This is a genomic window from Rhizohabitans arisaemae, from assembly GCF_025996515.1.
In the GTDB taxonomy this organism is placed as follows: domain Bacteria; phylum Actinomycetota; class Actinomycetes; order Streptosporangiales; family Streptosporangiaceae; genus Rhizohabitans; species Rhizohabitans arisaemae.
Genome location: NZ_BLRH01000060.1, coordinates 1,129,101 through 1,144,888 on the forward strand (window position 1 = coordinate 1,129,101; position 15,788 = coordinate 1,144,888).

Here is a 15,788-nt window from a genome sequence, read left to right on the forward strand (position 1 = left end):
TTCAAAATCTACGGCGAGGTGTCCGCCGAACCGGAATCCGACGACTCCGATCCACCGTCCGACGGCTCCGACGCGCCGTCGGACAGTGCGCCGTTGCTCAGCACCCGGTTGATCCACAGGCGCGGCTGAGCGATCTCGGCGTGGGTGGGCAGGGTCTCCGGGGATGTCCAGACCCGGTTGAACCCCTCGATCCCCACCTGTTCCACCACGGAAGTGACGAAGGCGGACCCCTCCGCGTACTGCTTCATCTTCATTTCGAGCCCGAGAAGCCGGCGAATCGTGCGATCCATCCGGGACGCACCCTCCCGGCGCTTCTGGAACCGGGCGCGGATCTCCTCGACCGTCGGCACCACGGAGGGGCCGACGGCGTCCATCACATAGTCGCCGTGCCCTTCGACCAGGGTCATCACCGCCGTCAGGCGATCAAGGATCTCCCGCTGCTCCGGCGACTGGATCACATCGATCAGATTGGCGTCGCCCTGGCCGCGCACGGCGTCGGCGAGGACGTCGGCCGCCGAACGGAGCCGTTCGAGCAAGGTCGACAGGTCGATGTCCGAGGCGAGCAGGAACTCGGTCATCTGCGCCCGGACATACTCCCGCAACCACGGCACCGCCGTGAACTGCACCCGGTGCGTCTCCTCGTGGAGGCAGACCCAGAGCCGGAAGTCCCGGGGGTTCACCCCCAGCTCCCGCTCGGCGTTGACGATGTTCGGCGCGACCAGGGTGAGCCGGCCCGCCGGGGTCTGCCCGGACGGATCCGGCGGCAGGAAGAGCTCATACTGCCCGAGCACGCGTGAGGCGAGGAAGGCGAGCACCGCCCCGACCTCGACACCGGTGATCCGCGACCCCACCGCTCCCACGATCGCGGGGGTGGCCCGCTTGGAGGCGAGCCGGTCGGTGATCGGCTCCAGGACGACCCGGAACCCGTCGACGTTCGCCCTGATCCAGCCGATCCGGTCCACGACCGTGGCCGGATGCGGGGGGCTGTCGCCGTCGAGCTTGGTGAACTCCTTGACGTGCACTTCGGCCTCGCGGGAGAGCTTGCGTAGCTCAAGGACCGCCGCTCGGGCCTCGGCGCGGGACACTTGGGGCCCCGGGCGAACCAGCCGGACTCCCGTCGCGACGGCCACATCCCAATCGATTACTTGCATCCCGTCGCCTTCGGTTCGTCGGTGGGCGAGTATTCGCTACTGCGCATCCTCACGTCCCCACCGTACGCGTTGTCACACCTCCACGCGCGCAGGCGTTACGAACAGCCACAGGTCGCGACAATGGATGCAAGACGATCCAGGGCCACCTGGGCCCGGGGCACCCCGGGCACGCGATCGGCGAGGAAGGCGAAGGCCAGCATCCGGCCGTCGGCGGTCCGGGTGACACCGGCGAGGGTGCTGACGCCGTTGAGCGTCCCGGTCTTGGCGCGGACCGCCCCGGCGCCCACCCGGTTGGGGCCCGCGCCGTACCGGTCCGCCAGGGTCCCGGTGAAGCCGGCCACGGGCAGACCGCTGATCGCCCCGCGCAGATAGGTGTGCTCGGGGCCCGCGGCCACGGCGAGCATCTTGGCCAGGGCCATGGGGGTGAGCCGGTTCTTGACGGACAGTCCGCTCCCGTCGTACACCTCGACGCCCGTGGCCACCTCCAGTCCGGACAGGACGGCTTTCACCGCCTGCGCCCCGCCGTCGAACGAGGCTGGCTTTCCCTCATTTATCGCGATATGTCGGGCAAGGGCCTCGGCCAGGTCGTTGTCGCTCAACGTCAGCATCCGCTCCACCAGCGCATAGACCGGCGGCGAGTCGACCCTGGCCAGCTCGGCCGCCTTCGGCGCGGCCTTGACCCGCTGCCCCCGGACGACCGAGATCCCCTCCTTGGTGAGCAGGCTCGCGAAGGCCGAGGTGGCCAGGGCGGGCGGATCGGTGGAACGGGCGTGGCCGTTCGGATGGAGCCGTCCGCCGTCGATCTCCAGGGCCGTGATCGGTGCCACACTCCCCTCCGGGACGTATCCCGGCTTCCAGCTCGCCGCCGTACGGGAGCCGAGGAACAGGCTGTCGTCGTAGCCGAGTCTGACCTTGGTGATCTTTTGCGCCTTCAGCGCCTGCGCGGTGCGCTGGGCCAGCGCGCTCAGCAGGGCGGGTTTGGGATAGACGTCGTAGGCCCGCGGGCCGGCCAGCGTCGGGTCGCCGCCGCCCACCAGGATGACCGAGTCCTTGGTCTGGCCCCGGACGACCCTGGTGGAGAGCCTGGCGTCGGGGCCCAGCGAGGCGAGGGCCGCCACCGCGGTGACGACCTTGGTGGTGGAGGCCGGGGTCAGGGGTGAACCGTGATTGCGGGCGAAGAGCGTGGTGCCGTCGGCCGCGTCGACCACCACCGCCGCGACGTTGCTCCCCAGGGCGGGATCGCGCAGCGCGGCCTCAAGCCGTCGGCCGAGCGTTGCCGAAACCGGGAGCTTTCCGGCACCTCCCATCGGAAACACCGGACCGGCCGTCACAATGGGAGGAGGGGGGCGCAATGTCTGGGTGGGTACCTTCGCAGCAGGCCGGACCTGCACAAACAGCGCGGCGAGGATCACATATGCTTGGAGTAGCGCAAGAGTGATCAACGCTACCAAGCGCTCACGCCGCACCACGTCGTCGACCTCTTCCCGACATACGTCATCCTGGGTATACGCCTACGAGACATTAGTGGCTCGGTCCACGGGACCGGGCATGAGCGGAGGAACTGCGGTGGAGTTCGACGTTGTCATCGAGATTCCGAAGGGTGAGCGTAACAAGTACGAGATGGATCACGAGACCGGCCGTATCTGGTTGGACCGGCTCCTGTTCACATCCACGCAGTATCCCGCCGATTACGGCTTTGTCGAGGGCACCCTCGGCGAGGACGGGGATCCCCTCGACGCCATGGTGCTGCTTCAGGCGCCGACCTTCCCCGGCTGCCACATCAAATGCCGCGCCGTCGGCATGTTCCGGATGACCGACGAGAAGGGCGGTGACGACAAGCTGCTCTGCGTCCCGGCGACGGATCCCCGGATGGAGCACATTCGCGACATTCACCACGTCGCCGAGTTCGACCGGCTGGAGATCCAGCACTTCTTCGAGGTCTACAAGGACCTGGAGCCCGGCAAGTCGGTCGAGGGCGCCACCTGGGTGGGCCGGACCGAGGCCGAGGCGGAGATAGAGGCCTCCTACAAGCGGGCCGAGGGCACCCGGTACGCGGCGCACTGAGCCGCCCGGGGATCCATCCTGATCGGCACGGTGCCCCGCCCGGCGTCCCCGTGGACGGTGCATCGTGCCGAGCCCCCGCCGGTCACACCCCGGGGCGGACGGCTCCGACCAAGTCCTTGCGAAACGCGGACGCGATCCGGACGACGTCGCCGGTCTGCGGCGCGTGCACCATCAGCCCGCGTCCGATGTAGATCCCGACGTGGTGCAGCGTGCCCAGATAGCTGGTGAGCCGACCGAAGATCACGAGGTCGCCGCGCCGAAGCTGATCGAGCGGGACCTTGCGGTTCTGCGACCACTGGTAGCCGACCCAGTGCGGCATCTTCACCCCGACCCGCTCCCACGAGCGCATCGTCAGGCCCGAGCAGTCGAAACTCGACGGCCCCTCACCGCCCCAGACGTACGGCTTGCCGAGCTGGGTCAGCGCCCAGTTGGCCGCGATGTCCCCCGCGCGGGAGGACGCCCCCCGGCTCATCGCGCCCCACATGACCCCGCTCTGCGACCGCAGCTCCCTGGCCGCCTTGGCCGCCAAGGCCCTCGCCCGCGCCCGGGCCAACGCGGCCGCGCGGGCGGCGGCCAGCCGTTCGGCGCGGGACCGCGCCGCGTCGAGCTCCCGCTCAAGCTGAGCCTTCTCCCGCTGAATCCGGGCCGTCTCCCGCTGCTGATGCTCGACCATGGCCTGAGCCGCGCTCTTGCTGTACTCGGCGCGCTCCGTCGCCAGCGTCTGGGTGCTCAACGCGTTCTCGGCCCGCTGCCCGAGGATGCGGGCGACCTCCTGGGTGTCCTCGACCCGCTGGATCACCTGGGACTGCCGGCCGGCCAGGTATTGAAGCATCGTCGCCCGGGCGAGAAACGCCTCAGGCCCGTCGTCTCCGTCGCCGAGAGCCGATATGGGGGTGTAGAAGGGGCCGTTCGCGTAGGTCTCGGCGGCGAGTGCGCCCGCCCGATCCCTGGCGGAGGTCATCTCGTCCTCTGCCGCGGCCAGCCCTGCCGCGGCGGTCCGGTACTCGTCTTCGGCTGAGTCCAGCTTGACCATCTCGCCGTTGTAGGCCTCGACCAGCGTCTCCGCCCGTGTCGTCAGCTGCTCCAGCCGAAGATCGGCGGCGGCGAGACGGGACTTGATGCGGGCGACGGCCTTGGCCCGTTTTCGTACCTGCTCCTTGCTCTCCTTCACCTCTTTGGCCGACGGCGCCGGCTTCGCCACCGCGACGGCGGGAGCGATGGCCGTGAGGCCAAGCAGCGCCGCGGCTCCAACCATCGTGCTTCTCCGCAGTGTTTCCAACGGTTGCACGAATCCCCCTCGAAACGTAACCGACGTGTAACCATGCGTAGTATCTGGTCACACAAAACCCTCTGTTCCCCCTGACAACGCACTGCACACATTTTGATTACGATCTGTAATCTCAACGGTTTGACCTGCGAAATCAAGCACCTGTCGCGGAAGGAGGGCTCTTGACGGCAAAGGTGGGACGCGTGGCCGGCGAGTCGGTCGGCGACGGGGTGGGCCGCGGCGAAGACGTCGGCGGATCGGAGTCGCCCGGCGACGGGCTGGGCAGCGGCGACGCCGGCGGAGCGGAGTCGGGCGGCGGGGAGGATCCGGGCTTCCCGCCGCCGTGCTGATGATCGCGTGGCGGCGGTCCGGGACGGCCCGGCGGCCGACCGGGGCCCGAGTCGGCCGGCTGGGTTCCGGGGCCGGTCACCGAGGGTGGCCGGGGTCGCGCGGGTTCGGCGGGCGCGGGGAACCGGGGGAACTCCGTCCCGAGGGTCGGACCGGTTCCGATGGGCACCCCTGCGGCCGGATCGGCGGCGCCCTCGTCGAACACCACCGGATCCGCCGCTCCACCCGGCCGCGAAGGGGTACCGGCCGAGGTGCCGGCGGCCGGCGAACCCGAGGCGCCGGATCCGAGGGCCACCCCGCCCGCATCCTGGCCGAGGTGCCGAAAGACCAGCACCATCAGCAGGGCGACGACCGCCGCGGCGAGGACGCTGCCGACCGCCCGAGGCCAGCGGGAAACCGCGGCGACCGGAAACCCGCCGCTGTCGAAGGGGCCGGATCGCCCGGCGACTTCGGACCGGTACGGCGCAAGCCCGGGGTCGGTGAAACCGTCGAGGATCCGCATGCGCAGATCGGCGGAGATCCGCTCCTCGGGCAGTGTCGCGAACACCTTCGCGACCGACACCGAGCCGGACTTGCGCCGCCCGCACGCGTCACACCCGTGCACCCGCCGGGCGAGCTGCGCCCGGTCCCGGACGAGCCCCGCGACGACCCGCTCGCACGGCGCGCAGCCGGCGGCGCCCCGCCGGACGAGCAGCTCCGCCGCCACCGAATCGCGGAGCCGCGCCTTGGCCGTACTCCACCGGTACCGGGCCTGACGCGGGCCCAGGCCGAGCACCCGGCCCAGATCGGCCAGGGCGACGCCACGCCTGGTGACCAGGTCCAGCACCTCGCGGTCGGCGAGCGGCAGACTGAGTACGGCGTTCCGCGCGATCTGTGGTGGACCGCCCGTGGAGAACGGCGCGGGACGCGGCGGTTCACCGCCGTGACGGGCGCATTCGGCCCGCGCCAGCGCGTGGATCCACGCCCGGAGCAGCCGAGGCTCGGCGAGCAGGTGGATCTTCGATTCGGCGACGATCAAGGTATCGCGCAGCGCCGTCCGGGCCGCGTCGACGTCTCCGAGGATGAAGCGGCAGTAGCCGTAGACGCCCTCTGCGTAGGAGTGGTACAGCACGGCGAGGGCGCCCGGGTCACGAGCCCTGAGGGCCTCGACCAGAACGCGGTCATTCATATCGTCGAAAGTAAAGGGTTTCCCATTCGGGCAGCTACCGATTCACCATAAAGAAGCACCCATGACATGTGCTCCCCACTTTTTTACTCGGCCCGCCATAGGAGTAGAAAACCATCAAAGCTCGGGCATACTACGTAACGGACTGATCAAGCCCTTCCGACCGGAGATCAATATACGGCTCCGGTATCTCCGGCTACAAAGAACCCTCGAATATCCTCAAACAGAACAGATCGCCCGACGAATCCGAATCGCTATTTCCCGAAAAATCATCTTATACGGGCTAAGCATGCTGGATTTCGTGGCCGCCGGGTCGTCGGTCAGTCCTTGTCGAGGCGGACAAGCCCGGCTCGGGCGCACCCCGCCGTGAGTCCGTCCAGGCCGAAGGCGTCGACGGGACCGAGCGAGCCGACCCCCTGAACCCCTCTGTTCGCCGCGGTGATCGCCGCCCAGGCGAGCATCCTGCCGGTGAAGTCGTACGGGTCGCCGCCCGTGAGCTCGACCCTGGTGAGCTGCTTGCCGGAGGAGTCGAACGCCTCCGCGACGACCTGTGTGGTGATCGGGGACGGCTCGGCCGAGGGCGGTGCGCCCTTCAAGGCACGCGCAGCCGCCTTCTCCGTCACCCACTTCGCCCCGGGAAGGGCGGCGATGACCGGGGTCGCCTTGGCGACGACCCCGGCAACCCGGGTGAGCGGGCCGAGCCAGCCGAGGTAGACGCCGACCTCCTGCAGGCCCGGATAGCGGCGGGGCAGCGTGAAGTGCTCCGAGGCGCCGATGGAGAGTCCGTGGCGACGTTTTCCGTCGATCGAGAACGCCCGGGTGCGGCCGTGCTCCCGGGTGATACGGCCACCCCGGTAGCCGAACATCGGCTCCAGAATCATGCCGACGGCTGAGGCCTTCGTTCCGGCGCTGGTCCGGCCCGCCACGTTGCCCCGGATGAAGTACCCGATGTCCACCCGTTCCGCGGACGGCCCCGCCTCCTCCAGCGCCATACAGGCGGCGAGGTTCCCCGGCACGTAGTCGTAGCCGAACGCAGTGATCAACGCGGTGCCCGAGGATGCGGCCCGGGGCCCGTACCGCTGAAAGATCCGCCGGATGAATGTGGGTTCCCCGGTCGAATCCAGATAGATCGCCTTGGATTCGATCGCGGCCTCGACGGCGGGCTCCCCCCATCGGGTGAACGGCCCCACGGTCGAGACGATCACATCGCCCTCCGAGAGCAGGCGACGTACGGTCGCGGGCCGCCGTACGTCGGCCACCGCGGTATCGGGGTTCCCCGGCAGCGAGGCGGCCAGCGCTTCGAGTCTGCCCAGGTCACGACCTGCGAGTATGGGGTGCGCCTCAAGTTCGACCAGCGCCTCGGCGGTCAGCCGGCCGGTGTACCCGGTGGCACCGAAGAGAACAATCCGGGGAGATGACGTCGAAGCCACGTAGCTACCGTAACTCTCGGCAAACGCACCCCAGGGAGCGGGGGCGATCAAAGTCATCTCGGAGTGGTCGGAGCGGATGCCGGGGCGGGTGCCGCGGCCGACTCACGGGCTCGGTCGTTGACGAACGGCTTCGTCTTCGGCTTCGTGAGATGTGCCGGAAGCAGACCGGCGAGCACGAGCTCCTCGTACGCCGACCGGGTCGACCCCCAGGTCCGTGCCGTCACGTCGGTCTTGCGCACCGCGCCCGCAGCCGGCGAGTCCACAGTGATCACGAAGGTACGGCGACCGCCGGGACCGACCCGGTCGACATAGGTGGTGCCCCCTCCCAGCAATTTCCCGGCGGAATCCCGCAGGAGGGAGGTCACCGCCAATCCCGATACCGCGAGACTGTACGGGTTCCCCACCTGCCCGATGACCTGATATCCCTGCGTGCCGAGCTTCTGCGTGAACACATTGGATATCGGAAACGGCTTGAACGCGGAGGTGATACGAGCCGCCTCACGCCAGTTGGACGGCTTGAACTCAATCTTCACGTCGGTCGGCTGCCGCTCGGCGCGGGCCTCACCGCTGAAAGCCATCTTCCCTGCGGGAGGAACCGCGTCGAGCGGCTGGTCGAAACGCATGACCTCCTTGCCGGCGGAGTCACGTGCGACGACCGATGCGACGGTGTTCTCCCCAAAATGCCACTGGTTGGGATTGCGTAATAATCCCGCCCAGTGAACGACATATCCACCCGCCGCCTTGACGATCGAAGAGGCCTGGTCGACCACGGCCAGCGGCTGCATGACCGGTTTCTTCACAGCCTCTTCGCTACTACAGCCCACGAGCAGGAACGATGCGGTCGTGGCCCCCACCACAAAAAGTCTCACTCCGCGTTCATAACTCGGAAAGACAATTCTCTGAAAGACAACACGTGCGACCATTGCCAAAAGTTGACACGGCGCGACACCGTCCGGTCACCATGGCCTAATTCAGCGGTTCGGCGAGCGTGGCACTCCACTCGTGACGTTTTCCCGGCGGGCGCGGTGGCGGCTCGTCACGGAAACCTCATCCCAGACGGGCTCCGTGGACTCGTGGACACGCCCGTCTCCGCCGAAAACGAGATAGCGATCGAAGTCCGCGGCGAACCAGCGATCGTGTGTCACCGCCAAGACCGTGCCGTCGAAACTGTCCAGCCCCTCCTGCAGCGCCTCGGCACTGGCCAGGTCGAGGTTGTCCGTCGGCTCGTCGAGGAGAAGCAGCGTGTAACCGGACAGTTCGAGCAGGAGGATCTGGAGCCGGGCCTGCTGCCCTCCGGAAAGGGTCTCGAACCGCTGGTCGGCGGCGGGGGTGAGCTCGTACCTGGCCAGCGCCTTCATCGCCTCGTTCTTCAGCCGGGCGTGCTCGGTCATCACGATCTCGCACGGGGTACGCCCCTGGAGCTCGGGGTGCGCGTGCGTCTGGACGAAGTGGCCGGGCACCACCCGAGCGCCCAGCTTGGCCACCCCGGTGTGCGCGATCGGTTCGCCGGCGAGCAGACGGAGAAAGTGTGACTTACCCGATCCGTTCGCGCCGAGTACCGCGACGCGTTCGCCGTACCAGATCTCCAGGTCGAACGGCTTCATCAACCCGGTGATCTCCAGACCCGCGCAGACCACCGCGCGTTTGCCGGTCCGCCCGCCCCGCAGTCGCATCTGCAGGTTCTGATCCTTGGGCGCCACCTCGGGCGGGCCCGCCTCCTCGAAACGGCGGAGCCTGGTCTGCGCCGCCTTGTACGCCGGAGCCATGCCGTCGTTGTACCTGGCCTTGTTGCGCAGCATGTTCACCAGCTGCTTCAACTTGACGTGTTCCTCGTCCCAGCGGCGCCGCAGCTCGTCGAGTCGCTCGTTCCGATCGCGACGGGCCTGGGCGTAACCGGCGAACCCTCCCCCGTGAATCCAGATATTTCCGGATTCGACGGTCACGATTCTGTCCGCGGCGTTGGCCAGCAGCTGCCGGTCGTGCGAGACGAGCAGAACCGTCTTCGGCGTCTCCCGCAGCGCCCCCTCCAGCCAGATCTTGCCCGGCACGTCGAGGAAGTTGTCGGGCTCGTCGAGAAGCAGCACCTCGTCGGGTCCCCGAAGCAGCGCCTCCAGCACCAGGCGCTTCTGTTCACCACCGGAGAGGGTGCCCACTTCCCGATATTTCAGCTCGTCGTAGGACATCCCCAACGCGGCGATGGCACACGCGTCCCAAAGGACCTCGATGTCGTATCCGCCCGCGTCCGAATAGTCGGTGATCGCCTGGGCGTAGCGCAGCTGCGTCTTCTCGTCGTCCCGTTCCATCATTGCGAGCTCCGCCCGCTCCAGCCGCTGCGCCGCCTCCCGGACCGCCGCCGGGGCCACCGCCAGAAGCAGCTCCTGCACGGTACGGCCGTCGCCAGCGGACGGACGCCGCCCGTCCTCCCCTTCAGGGGTCTTCCCGCCCAGGAACTGCCGCATCACCCCGAGCCCGCCGGAGCTGACCACAGAACCGCTCACCGGTGCGACGTCCCCCGCGATCAGCTTCAGCAGCGTGGTCTTGCCCGCCCCGTTCGGCCCGATCAGCGCGGCCTTCACCCCGTCCCCGATTCGGAAGGAGACATCGTTCAGCAACGTCCGCCCATCCGGCAGCACATACACCAGATGGCCGATCTCCACGTGTCCCATGACTGTCTTGCCCCTTCCCGGTCTTTGGGCAGGCTACCTGCCGTTTTCCCGCCTCAGCATCTCCTTTTCGCCGCACTCGCCGTACCGGACGGCCGTGAATGGACGGACTCGCGTCGCCCGCGTGGAGTTGCGGCAATCTGCGAAACACCAAATATCGCCCCTCATCGGCAAGAACACCGGGGGTTCCTTGGGTCTCTTGACATTTCGGGTGCCGTCCGAGCAACCCTGTGCGGCAAAGGCGCGTCTCTGGGCTATGGGTAAAGGACGGACACTCATCACGGTTGCCACCGCGGGGCTCCTGCTCGCCTCGTGCGGTGGATCACCTGCCCGGCAAAGCTCGGACGGGGTGTTGCGCGCCGAAGGGGTCAGCCGTGAGATCCCCAAGGACGCCCCCGTCGAGGAGACGGTCGCCGGACTCGCCAAGTTCGCCGGGGAGCTGCATCGGGTGAGCACCGATCCGAACAAGAACGCGGTCACATCGCCCTTGAGCATCGTCTCCGCCTTCGCCATGGCCCGAGCGGGCGCCCTCGGCGACACCGGGACCCAGATGGACCGGGTCTTCGGGTTCCCTGCCGAAGGCGTCCATGAGGCGATCAACGATCTGACCCGTCAGATCGTCACCGGGGAGAAGGTTCCGCCCGCGCCGGCGAACGCCGGGCCCCGGACCGAGGGTCCCCCGGCCGCCCCGGTGGTGACGGTGGCGAACGGGCTGTTCACCCAGCGGGGCACCGCGATCGGGGAGGAGTTTCTCGGCACACTCGCCCGGCAGTACGGCGCCGGGGTGCGGACCGTGGACTTCACCTCCCCCGACGCAATCAAGATCATGGATGCCTGGGTGCGTGAGCAGACCGCGGACCGGATCAAGAAGCTCTTCGATCAGCTGGATCCGTCGACCAAGGTGGTCCTGGCCAATGCCGTGTACCTCAAGGCCGACTGGAAGACGCCGTTCGCGAAGCACCCCGTCAAACCCGGCACCTTCACCAGGGCCGACGGCACGACCGTGCAGGCCCCGATGATGAACGAGCAAGGCCCCATGCGTCACGCGGCGGTCGACGGCTGGGACGTCGTCGAACTCCCCTACGCCGGGGACGAGCTCGCCATGTGGGTGATGGTGCCCAAGACCGCGGGGCCGGCGGGACCGCAGCCGACCTCTTCCCTGCTGTCGAAGGCGGCCACCGAGCTGCGGACCGCGCCGGTCGACTTCTCCATGCCGAAATGGGACATCAAAACCGAGCTCAATCTGATCGGCTCCCTGCGGAAGCTTGGACTGACCACCCCGTTCACCCCCGGGGCGGACTTCTCCGGTATCACCCAGGGCGTCTGGATCGGGCAGGCCACCCACCTGGCCAACATCACGGTCGACGAGTGGGGCACCGAGGCGGCGGCGGTCACCGGACTCGCGTTCCCCACCTCGGCGACCGTTCCCCCGAACATCACGGTACGGGCCGATCGGCCGTTCGCCTTCGCGGTGATGCATCTGCCGACGCGGGCTCCGCTGTTCATCGGGCACGTCGCCGACCCCACCAAGTAGACGGCCACGGAGAGTGCGGCGGGCTCGGCGCGACCCGCCGCACTCGGCCGTACCGAACGGTCAGATCTTCTGCCAGCGCTCACGCCCCAGGTCGTAGACGTAGCGGGGTCCGCCTGCGGCCCCGACCGTGCGGAACGGGGCGCCTTGATCGTCGATACGGGCCCAGCCGGTCTCCCCGCCGCTCGACCAGTGCAGGTCGAGCGTCCAGCGGCAGTCGCAGCGCTCGGCCGACGTATTGATCGCGAAGACCTCCGGATCCTTCGATGAGATCCGATACGGGAAGTTCACCGGAGGAAGTTCCTTGAGCTCGTCGAGGCCACCCGGGCCCGGCTCAAGGCCGCCTTGGGCGACCAGCACCGGAACCCGCTGGTCAAGATCACTGGAGAAACTCCGCGGGGTGATGCCGCCTCCGCAGCCGCCACCCACCGTGAACACCTGGGCGGGTACCGGAGCCGACACGACATTGATCTTCATATCCAGGAGGACCACGGCTTCCTCGCCGCTGCCCTGCAGCGTGATCGTCACCGGGGAGCCGCTGCCGGGAGCCGCCTCCACGCGTTTGGCCCAGGCGGCGAGCTCCGCGAGGTTGTCCGGCGGAGACGCCTCCCGCTCCGTTTTCCCGACCACGGTGTGCGGCAGGCAGTGATCGGCGGGGCGCGTACTCACCGTCCAGGTGAACGGCCTGTCCGGCTTGCGAGATTCTTCCAAGACGAGATTGGTGACATAGGTCGCGGCTACCACCAGAATCGCGGTGACAACGGTGCCCACCATGACGCGTATCGATTTCGACGCCCGGCTGAGTCGAGCGCGTATTCCCGTGGCCTCAGGCGGATGAACCCGTTTTCTCCGCCGAAACGCCAGATTGGACATCACAAACTCCCTGGTGGCCGCGAGGTTTCCACCTTACTCGTCGAGTGCCCGCACCCTGGCGATTTGGCGAATCAACGACGCGGCCAGAAAACCCGGAAGTCAGCAAATTTCCCGATTTACATCAACTTGATTACACACCAGCATTTCCATAATGAAAAATCCCGAAAGATCAATCATGCGTTCCGGAAACCACATCAGGGATCGGTGAGTGCGGCGACCAGCAGGGTGTTGGCGAGCACGCCAGAGGAGACTCCGGCGATGTCACACCATTCGTCCGGGGTACCCCGGCCGTCCCCGCGCCTGGTCCCCTCCATCGCAATCCCGGGCACCCCGCATTCCAGGGCGGCGTTGACGTTGGACGACGTCCACGGTCTGAGCACGACCGGGTGGCCGGTGGCCGCCACTGCGGCGCCCGCCGCCCGTACCAGCGCATGTCCTGCGCCACCGGGCAGTTCGACGGCCGGCCCGGCGGTGACCGTGGCCACGTGGGCGGTGATCCCCGCCGCGGCGGCGACCTCGTCGGCCACCCGCCCCACGGTGATCCGCATGTCCTCCAGCCACCCCTGACTCGTGCCGCGCAGATCCACCACGAGCCGCCCGGAGGCCGGGGAGTGGTTGTCCACGTCGCCGGCGTCCACCCCGTTCACCCGGAGCACCCGCCAGGCCCCCGAGTCGTCGTTGGCGGGGGCCAGCTCCTCCAAACGGAGTACGGTACGGGCGAGTGCACCGGGGATCTCCGAGACGCCGCCGCGCAGCGTGTGCCGGGAGACCCCCTCGAAACGGACCTCCAGCCGGTAGCGGCCGATCGCGTTGTAGCTGATCGTGCCGATGCCTCCCATGACGTCGACGAGCAGGTCGATCCGGCCCCGCTCGTCCCGGAGCAGGCGCCGGACCCCGGTGAGCCCGGTCTCCTCACCGGAGACGAAGACCGCCAGCAGGTCGCCCCCGCCCCGCAGGCCGAAGTTCTCCAGGTGGCGCAGGACGGCCAGGACGGTCGCGTCGCTCGACGTCGTGTTCACGCACGGGCCGACCAGCCGGTTTCCGCCGCGCACCACCGGCGTGTTCCGGCGGAGCGCCGCTGCCGAGTTGAGATCGTCGAGCGTCGCCAGCAGCGCGACCCGGGGGCCGTCCCCACGCCCCTTGCGCAGCGCGTACACGTTCGGCTGATCGTCGGCCCGGACCTCGTCCAGGCCGCTCTGCCCGCGCAACAGGTCGAGGATCACCGCCACCCGGGCGGCCTCGGCGCCACGTGGCGCGGGATGCTCGGTCACCGCCAGCCACTCGGCGACCATACGCTCCTCATCGGCACGGACCGCGTCCGCCAGGGTTGCCACCGGAAGTCTGTCCATCATGGCGGGCGAGCGTAGCGGCACCCATCGGGCGGACCGCTGGAATCCATCGGCGTTCCTTCCGGAACGACCTCATCCGGGCTCCCTCCCGCGGGACCGCAATCCGGGGTCTTCCCGTCCGTGCCGCGGTAGCCGTACCGGATGCTCAGGACGCGCCGGTGCGGCCGTACCGGACGCTTGAGACGGCCGCCTCCCGCCAACCGCGCTGTTCGTTCGGTTTTCCCGATCGATGGCATCGGAACAGCCGGTTGGACACTCCGAACAGCCCGTTTCTACATTCTGGACATCCCCAAGGAGGCATCGCGGCCATGTTCGATAATTTCCGTGGATCGCAGCAACGGACGGTCGCCCTAGCCGCCGTTGTCGCACTCACCCTCTCCGTGACCGGCTGTACCACCAACGCCAACTCGGGTAACACCAGCCCGAGCAGCGCGGACACCGGAAAAAGTGGCGGATCGACCGGCACTTTGATCGTCAACAACGTCTTCAACAACGACGGGCTCGATCCGGCGCACGAGACCGCCGTCACCGCGAACATGGTTTTCCACTCGGTCTACGACACCCTGCTCACCCTGGAGCCTGGCTCGACCACGCCGAAACCCGCGCTGGCGAGCGCCTACACCGCGTCCCCGGACGGCAAAACGTTCACGTTCACCCTGCGCACCGACGTGAAATTCGCCGACGGCACACCCCTGACCGTGGACGACGTCGCCTTCAGCTTCAATCGGATGATCAATGTCAAGGGCGCGGGCGCCGCAGTCCTCGACGGTGTCACCGTCACGACCGAGGGCCCAGACAAGGTGATCCTCACCAGCGCCGTGCCCAAACCGGCGCTCCCGCGGATCGTGGCCATGGCGGCTCTCGGCATCGTCTCCGCCAAAGCGGTCAAAGCGCAGGGAGGCAGCGACCAGGCCGGGGCCGACCAGAGCGACAAGGCGCAGGCCTGGCTGAACGTCAACTCGGCCGGCAGCGGCCCGTACAAGCTCAAGACGGTGACCCCCAAGCAGCAGTACGTCCTTGAGGCCAACCCCCACTACTGGGGGACCAAACCCACCTTCCAGCAGGTCATCGTCAAGAACGCCGCGGCTCCGGCGCAGCTGCTCTCCGTGCAGCGCGGTGAATCCGAGATCGCCTACGACATCGCGGCCAACCAGGTGGGCCAGCTGGCCGGGAACAGTGCGGTCCAGGTGGTCCGGGCACCGTCCACCAACATCTTCTTCTTCATGGCCAACCTCGACCCGGCGAAGTCACCGGTGACCGCCAACCCGAAGATCCGCGAGGCCATCCGGTACGGACTCGACTACGAGGGTCTGCGCAAACTCGGTGGCGACGGCGCGATCCAGCTGGCCGGCCTGGTGCCCAAGGGGATGCTCGGCGCCCTGCCCGAGAGCGAGCGCGTTCAGCGGGACGTCGCCCGTGCCAAGGCCCTGGTCGCCGAATCCGGGCTGAAGAACCCCACCTTCACCCTGAACTACGTGGCGAACTTCTCCATCTTCGGCGTCTCGGTGGAATTGGTCGCCCAAAAGATCCAGGCATCGCTCGCCGAGGTGGGCATCACCGCGACCCCGCAGGGGCTCCCGCTCCAGCAGCACATCCAGCGTTTCCGCGAGGGCAAGCAGCAGGCCTCGGCCAACCTGTACGCCGTCGACTACCCGGACCCGGCGAACTACCTGCCGCACTGGCCCGGCGGAGCCACGGCCACCCGGCTCGGCATCGACAAGGCCAAGCACCCGGAGCTGGTGGCGCTGCACGAGAAGGCCGCCACCACCGTGGGCGACGACGCCCGCGCCGCCGCCTACCAGGAGCTGCAGCGGAAGATGAACGACCTCGGAGCCTACATTCCGGAGTTCCAGGCGGAGTCGATCCTGGTCGGCACCGCCAACCTCACCGGTCTGGTGAGCAACGGGATGTGGGGCGTCGACCTCGCCAAGGTCGGGCGCAAGTAGC

At 68.3% G+C, this 15,788-nt stretch carries 12 protein-coding genes; 3 read left to right on the forward strand and 9 right to left on the reverse strand.

Going from position 1 to position 15,788, the window contains the following annotated elements; genetic code table 11:
* Nucleotides 1–8: 8 nt before the first annotated feature.
* Entirely contained in the window at nt 9–1,151 is a 1,143-nt protein-coding gene (locus tag RUR_RS33650) for a zinc-dependent metalloprotease (protein ID WP_283139265.1), read from the reverse strand.
* Nucleotides 1,152–1,246: 95 nt separating this feature from the next.
* The gene (gene dacB, locus RUR_RS33655) at nt 1,247–2,458 is read right to left on the reverse strand and encodes a D-alanyl-D-alanine carboxypeptidase/D-alanyl-D-alanine endopeptidase (protein WP_283139266.1); all 1,212 of its coding nucleotides are present in this window, start codon (nt 2,456–2,458) and stop codon (nt 1,247–1,249) included.
* Nucleotides 2,459–2,717: 259 nt separating this feature from the next.
* Between dacB and RUR_RS33660 the strand changes: the two genes are divergently transcribed.
* Nucleotides 2,718–3,215, forward strand: a complete 498-nt coding sequence (locus tag RUR_RS33660) for an inorganic diphosphatase (RefSeq protein ID WP_283139267.1) — start codon at nt 2,718–2,720, stop codon at nt 3,213–3,215.
* 82 nt (nt 3,216–3,297) lie between these two features.
* Here the strand turns inward: RUR_RS33660 and RUR_RS33665 are convergent, their stop codons facing one another.
* The 5 genes from RUR_RS33665 to RUR_RS33685 all read right to left on the reverse strand — a co-directional run bounded on the left by RUR_RS33665 (nt 3,298) and on the right by RUR_RS33685 (nt 10,091).
* Nucleotides 3,298–4,470 (reverse strand): C40 family peptidase, encoded by a 1,173-nt coding sequence (locus RUR_RS33665; protein ID WP_283139268.1) that lies wholly within the window; start codon nt 4,468–4,470, stop codon nt 3,298–3,300.
* Between the two features lie 166 nt (nt 4,471–4,636).
* Nucleotides 4,637–5,998 carry an RNA polymerase sigma factor gene (locus RUR_RS33670; RefSeq protein ID WP_283139269.1) on the reverse strand — a complete coding sequence of 454 codons (1,362 nt, stop codon included), beginning with the start codon at nt 5,996–5,998 and terminating at the stop codon, nt 4,637–4,639.
* Nucleotides 5,999–6,315: 317 nt separating this feature from the next.
* Nucleotides 6,316–7,425, reverse strand: a complete 1,110-nt coding sequence (locus RUR_RS33675) for a saccharopine dehydrogenase family protein (RefSeq protein ID WP_283139270.1) — start codon at nt 7,423–7,425, stop codon at nt 6,316–6,318.
* Nucleotides 7,426–7,478: 53 nt separating this feature from the next.
* Nucleotides 7,479–8,348 carry a hypothetical protein gene (locus RUR_RS33680; RefSeq protein ID WP_283139271.1) on the reverse strand — a complete coding sequence of 290 codons (870 nt, stop codon included), beginning with the start codon at nt 8,346–8,348 and terminating at the stop codon, nt 7,479–7,481.
* A 48-nt stretch (nt 8,349–8,396) separates the two neighbouring features.
* Nucleotides 8,397–10,091 (reverse strand): ABC-F family ATP-binding cassette domain-containing protein, encoded by a 1,695-nt coding sequence (locus tag RUR_RS33685; RefSeq protein WP_283139272.1) that lies wholly within the window; start codon nt 10,089–10,091, stop codon nt 8,397–8,399.
* 253 nt (nt 10,092–10,344) lie between these two features.
* Here RUR_RS33685 and RUR_RS33690 point away from each other — a divergent pair, with 253 nt between their 5' ends.
* Entirely contained in the window at nt 10,345–11,622 is a 1,278-nt protein-coding gene (locus RUR_RS33690; protein WP_283139273.1) for a serpin family protein, read from the forward strand.
* Between the two features lie 60 nt (nt 11,623–11,682).
* Here RUR_RS33690 and RUR_RS33695 read toward each other — a convergent pair whose 3' ends face one another.
* Together RUR_RS33695 and RUR_RS33700 are read right to left on the reverse strand one after the other, a co-directional pair.
* A complete protein-coding gene (locus tag RUR_RS33695; protein WP_283139274.1) occupies nt 11,683–12,393 on the reverse strand; it encodes a hypothetical protein in 711 nt (236 codons plus the stop codon).
* Between the two features lie 293 nt (nt 12,394–12,686).
* Nucleotides 12,687–13,844: a zinc-binding metallopeptidase family protein gene (locus tag RUR_RS33700; RefSeq protein WP_283139275.1), complete on the reverse strand. Its 1,158-nt coding sequence runs from the start codon at nt 13,842–13,844 to the stop codon at nt 12,687–12,689.
* Nucleotides 13,845–14,149: 305 nt separating this feature from the next.
* Here RUR_RS33700 and RUR_RS33705 point away from each other — a divergent pair, with 305 nt between their 5' ends.
* Complete coding sequence (locus tag RUR_RS33705) at nt 14,150–15,787, forward strand: ABC transporter substrate-binding protein (protein WP_283139276.1); 1,638 nt, start codon at nt 14,150–14,152, stop codon at nt 15,785–15,787.
* Nucleotide 15,788: the final 1 nt, after the last annotated feature.